Origin of the sequence: Saccharomonospora halophila 8, assembly GCF_000383775.1 — a bacterium.
GTDB lineage: Bacteria > Actinomycetota > Actinomycetes > Mycobacteriales > Pseudonocardiaceae > Saccharomonospora > Saccharomonospora halophila.
The window spans coordinates 1-4,754 of the sequence record NZ_KB912579.1; the positions used below are offsets into that span (position 1 = coordinate 1).

General features: G+C 71.0%; 4 protein-coding genes. 2 read left to right on the plus strand and 2 right to left on the minus strand.

The window, feature by feature from the left end; translation table 11 throughout:
• Window positions 1-92: 92 nt before the first annotated feature.
• Window positions 93-1,388, plus strand: coding sequence for an MFS transporter (locus tag SACHA_RS22860; protein ID WP_051110272.1), 1,296 nt, complete (start codon window positions 93-95; stop codon window positions 1,386-1,388).
• Window positions 1,389-1,547: 159 nt separating this feature from the next.
• Here SACHA_RS22860 and SACHA_RS0117580 read toward each other — a convergent pair whose 3' ends face one another.
• Together SACHA_RS0117580 and SACHA_RS0117585 are read right to left on the minus strand one after the other, a co-directional pair.
• Entirely contained in the window at window positions 1,548-2,171 is a 624-nt protein-coding gene (locus SACHA_RS0117580; RefSeq protein ID WP_007026566.1) for a superoxide dismutase, read from the minus strand.
• Between the two features lie 168 nt (window positions 2,172-2,339).
• Window positions 2,340-3,836, minus strand: coding sequence for a glutamate--cysteine ligase family protein (locus SACHA_RS0117585; RefSeq protein WP_019811885.1), 1,497 nt, complete (start codon window positions 3,834-3,836; stop codon window positions 2,340-2,342).
• 224 nt (window positions 3,837-4,060) lie between these two features.
• Here SACHA_RS0117585 and SACHA_RS22865 point away from each other — a divergent pair.
• Window positions 4,061-4,754: TrmH family RNA methyltransferase (locus SACHA_RS22865; protein ID WP_019811887.1), on the plus strand; the 694-nt coding region annotated here is incomplete at its 3' end.

The window sequence follows — 4,754 nt, forward strand, 5'->3', positions numbered from 1 at the left end:
CGGACCGCACCACGACCACCGGCCCCGGCCCGGCGCGATCCGACCCGGCTGCGGACACGGCGACCACGGATGCGGCGACCACGGACGCGACGATCCCGGACACGGCCGCCCCGGACACGGAAGCCGCCGACACGGATCTCGCCGACGGGTCCGACGGCCGTCCCCGGGGGATGTTCGCGTCGTTGCGGGTGCGCAACTACCGGCTGTTCTTCAGCGGGCAGGTCATCTCGAACATCGGCACCTGGATGCAACGCATCGCCCAGGACTGGCTGGTCCTTCAGCTGAGCGGCTACGACCCGGTCGCACTCGGGGTGGCGGTGGCGTTGCAGTTCCTGCCCACCGTGCTGCTGTCGCTGTGGGCGGGGGTGCTGGCCGACCGGGTCGACAAGCGCAGACTCCTTATCGCCGTCCAGTCGGGGATGGCGGTCCAGGCGGCGTTGCTCGGGGTGCTCGACGTCAGCGGCGCCGCCGAGCTGTGGCACGTCTACGTGCTGTGCTTCGTCCTCGGGGTGTTCTCGGCGATGGACGTGCCGACCCGGCAGTCGTTCGTCGGCGAGATGGTGGGCCGCGAGCAGGTGGCCAACGCCGTGGCGCTGAACTCCTCGGTGTTCAACATGGCGCGGATCGTGGGGCCCGCGATCGCCGGGTTCGCCATCGTGCTGGTCGGCACCGGGTGGCTGTTCGTCGCCAACGCGGTGAGCACCCTGGCCGTGCTCGCCGGGCTCGCGGCCATGAACCCCGCCGCGCTGCACCGGAACCCACCCGCCGCCCGGTCGAAGGGGCAGCTGCGGGAGGGGCTGCGGTACGTGCGCGGCAGACCCGACCTGATGATGATCATGGTGCTGGTGTTCTTCGTCAGCACATTCGGGATCACCTTCTTCACCTCGCTGGCGATCGTGGCGGCCAACGTGTTCGGCACGGAGGCGGACGGCTACGGCCTGCTGTCCACGATGCTGGCGGTGGGCACTTTCACCGGCGCGCTCGCCGCCGCCCGGCGGGGCAGCCGCGGGGGTCCCAGCCTGCGGGTGCTGCTGGTCGCGGCCTTCGGTCTCGGTGCGGTCGAGCTGGCCGCCTCGTTCCTGCCGACCTACGCGCTCTTCGGCGTCGCGCTGGTGCCCCTGGGCTTCGCCACGATCACGTTCCTGAACACCGCGAACGCGCTCGTGCAGACCTCGACGAGTCCCGAGGTGCGGGGGCGGGTGATGGGCCTGTACGTGCTCGTCCTGATCGGCGGCAACCCGATCAGCGGACCGATGGTCGGGTGGTTGGCCGACACCTTCGGCGGGCGGTCACCGTTCTGGCTGGGGGGTGCGGTCGCCGTGGTGGCCGCGCTGCTCTGCGCGGTCCTCGCCCGTGGGCGGCAGCACCACCCCTTGCCCGGAGAATGAGGTTAGGCTAACCTCATGGGTGTCGCTTCGTGGTGGGAGCGGCGGCAGTTCGGGAACGAGAAGGGGCCCCGCACGAGACGTTCGTGCGGGGCCCCTTCCGCGTCCGTGCGCGTCGTGCGCGTCCCGGGTGGACCCGGCCGGGCCGGGCGCGGCCGGGTTTCAGCCCAGCAGCAGTCCGTTGCGCCCCGCGCGGGCGTCCTCGAAGCGCCTGCCGATCTCCGCCCAGTTGAAGACGTTCCAGAGCGCGTTGATGTAGTCCGGCTTCACGTTCTTGTACTGCAGGTAGAACGCGTGCTCCCAGACATCGACCAGCAGGATCGGCACGGTGGGCAGCACCAGGTTGTTGTGGTGGTCGCGCAGCTGCTGGGTGATCAGTGTCTGGCCGATCGGGTCCCAGGACAGCGCACCCCAGCCGTTGCCCTGGATCGTGGTGCACACCGCGGTGAACTGCGCCTTGAACTTGTCGAACGAGCCGAAGGCGTCGTCGATGGCGGCGGCCAGTTCACCGGTCGGCTTGTCGCCGCCCTCCGGGGAGAGGATCTTCCACCAGACCACGTGGTTGGCGTGCCCGGCGAGGTTGAAGGCGAGCGTCGTCTCCAGGCCGACGATCGAGCCGAAGTCGTTGGCGTCGCGCGCCGCGGCGAGCTTCTCGAGCGTCTGGTTGGCGCCGTTGACGTAGGTCTGGTGGTGCTTGCTGTGGTGCAGCTCGTTGATCTCACCGGAGATGTGCGGTTCGAGGGCACCGTAGTCGTAGTCGAGGTCGGGAAGCTCGTACGTGGGCATGAGCCCTCCTTCGTGGTCGAGGCAAGCCTTTGCGTGATTGCCAACCTAGTAGCCGCCGAGGTCGCGGGCTAACCGGGGAGTGGCGAAGTTGACCTTGTCCCCTGGAGTCGACTCGAGGTCAACACCACTGTCGGATCGGCCACACCGGACCGGCCGTCCCGGGCGGGCTCACCCGACCGGCCAGGTGTGGACCGGCTCCCCGGACCGGGAGTGCTCCAGGTACCGCGCGAGCATGCCGGTCAGTGCGGCGTCGCGATCCGTCCCGCGTTCCTCCAGCAGCGCGACCGTCTCCCGTTGCCAGGTGCTGCCGGTCCGGCGGCGCAGACACCGTTGTTCGATCACCCCGAGGTAGCGCTCCGCGACGGTGTCGGCCACCCCGGAGTCGCGCAGACCCTCCCGCGCGAGCGGCAGCAACACCCGCAACACCAGTTCGTCCGGCGGCACCCGGCCGATGCCCGGCCAGTACAACAGCGTGTCGAAGCCGTTGCGCGCCCCCGAGTACAGGTTCTCCTCGGCCGCCTGGAACGACATCTGCGACCACACGGGCCGCTCCTGGCCCACCAGGGCGCGTTGCGCGCCGTAGAAGAACGCCGCGTTGGCCATCATGTCCCGCACCGTGGGGCCCGCGGGCAGCACCCGGTTCTCCACGCGCAGGTGCGGGGTGCCGTCCACGACGTCGTACACCGGCCGGTTCCACCGCCACACGGTGCCGTTGTGCAGCCGCAGCTCCGTGAGCCGGGGGACCCGGCCCGATTCGAGGGCCTCCATCGGGTCCTCGTCGTCGGTCTCCGGGAGCAGACCGGGGAAGTAGCGGACGTTCTCCTCGAACAGGTCGAAGATCGAGGTGATCCACCGCTCGCCGAACCACACCCGCGGGCGCACCCCCTGATTCTTCAGCTCCTCCGGCCTGGTGTCGGTGGCCTGCAGGAACAGCGGGATGCGGGTCTCCTGCCACAGGGCCTTGCCCAGCAGGAACGGCGAGTTCCCGCCGAGCGCGAGCTGCACGCCGGCGAGGCACTGCGCGGCGTTCCAGTGCGGGGCGAACTCCTCCGGGCTCACCTGGAGGTGCAGCTGCACCGACGTGCACGCCGCCTCCGGCAGGATCGACTGTGCGAACGCGCGCAGCCGCTCGGGCTCGCGGCCCCGCAGCGGGACCCCCTCCAGCGACAGCAGCGGCTGTTCCCCGCGGGAGGCCATGATCTGGTCGTTGAGCAGTGCGTACCGGGCGTTGTTGGTCAGCCACTTCTGGTCGAAGTGCTCCGCGCGCAGAGTCGGCAGAATGCCGATCATCGCGACCGAGGTGCCCGCGCGTTCCGCGGTGTCGTGGGCCAGCTCCAGGTACGCGCCGAGATCCGCCTCCAGGGTGAGGGCGGACTCGCCGTCCAGCGGGTACGGCGGCACGTTGAGCTCGATGTTGTGTTGCGACAGTTCCGTGGTGAACGCCGCCTCGTCGAGGGCGTCGAGCACGGCGGAGTTCGACATCGACGGGCGCATCGCGTCGTCGACGAGGTTCAGCTCGACCTCCAGCCCGATGTGCTTGCGGGGGAAGGTGAAACTGCTCTCGGAGAGCATGCGCGCCAGGGTGTCCAGGCACCGCTGCACCTTGTGCCGGTAGCGGCCCCGGTCCCGGGCGGCGCCGGAGTCCGGTGCCACGTCCTTGCCCATGCCGATCGCCCCTCTCCCTCGGCCTCGGCTCCCCGGATGCCGCGGCGTTCGCCCCTGCCAGGCGGCAACCGTTGCACATGCCGAGGGCCTCATCCAGCGGCCAAAAAGGGTGCGGTCCGTCACGCCGCGCACACTCAGCGCATCATCGGGCCGTTCGTACGAGCCGGATACCCGGCGGACGGAGTACCGATCCCCGCCACCCGGGTCGATGCGAGACTTCCCGCGTGGCCTCAGTGATCTACACCGACGACGTGGCCGACCCGCGGCTCGACGACTTCCGCGACCTCACCACCGCCGACCGCAGGCCCGACCGGCCCGGCGGGCGGGGGCTGGTGATCGCGGAGGGAACGGTGGTGGTGCGCAGACTGCTCGCCTCGCCCTACCCGGTCCGCGCGCTGCTCGGGGTGCGACGGCGGGTCGAGGAGCTGGCAGGCGACCTGGCCGACGTGTCCGTGCCCGCGTACGTGCCCTCGGCCGAGACCATGGCGCGGGTGGTGGGCTTCCACCTGAACCGGGGGGTGCTCGCCGTCGCCGACCGTGCCCCCCGCCCTTCGGTGGCCGACCTCGCCGCCGGGGCACGGGTGCTGGCCGTGCTGGAAGGGGTCGGGGATCACGAGAACCTCGGTGCGCTGTTCCGCAACGCCGCCGCGCTGGGGGTCGACGGCGTGCTGCTCGGCCCGGGCTGCTCGGACCCGCTCTACCGGCGCAGCGTCCGCGTGTCGATGGGCCACGTCCTGCGGGTGCCGTTCACGACCGTCGACGACTGGCCGGGAGGACTCGGGACCCTGCGGGAGCACGGGTTCCGGCTCGCGGCCCTGACCCCACGCGCCGACGCGGTGTCGGTCCGGACGGCGGCCCGTACCCCCGGCCCGGTGGCGCTGCTGCTCGGCTCCGAGGGACACGGGCTGTCCGAGGCCG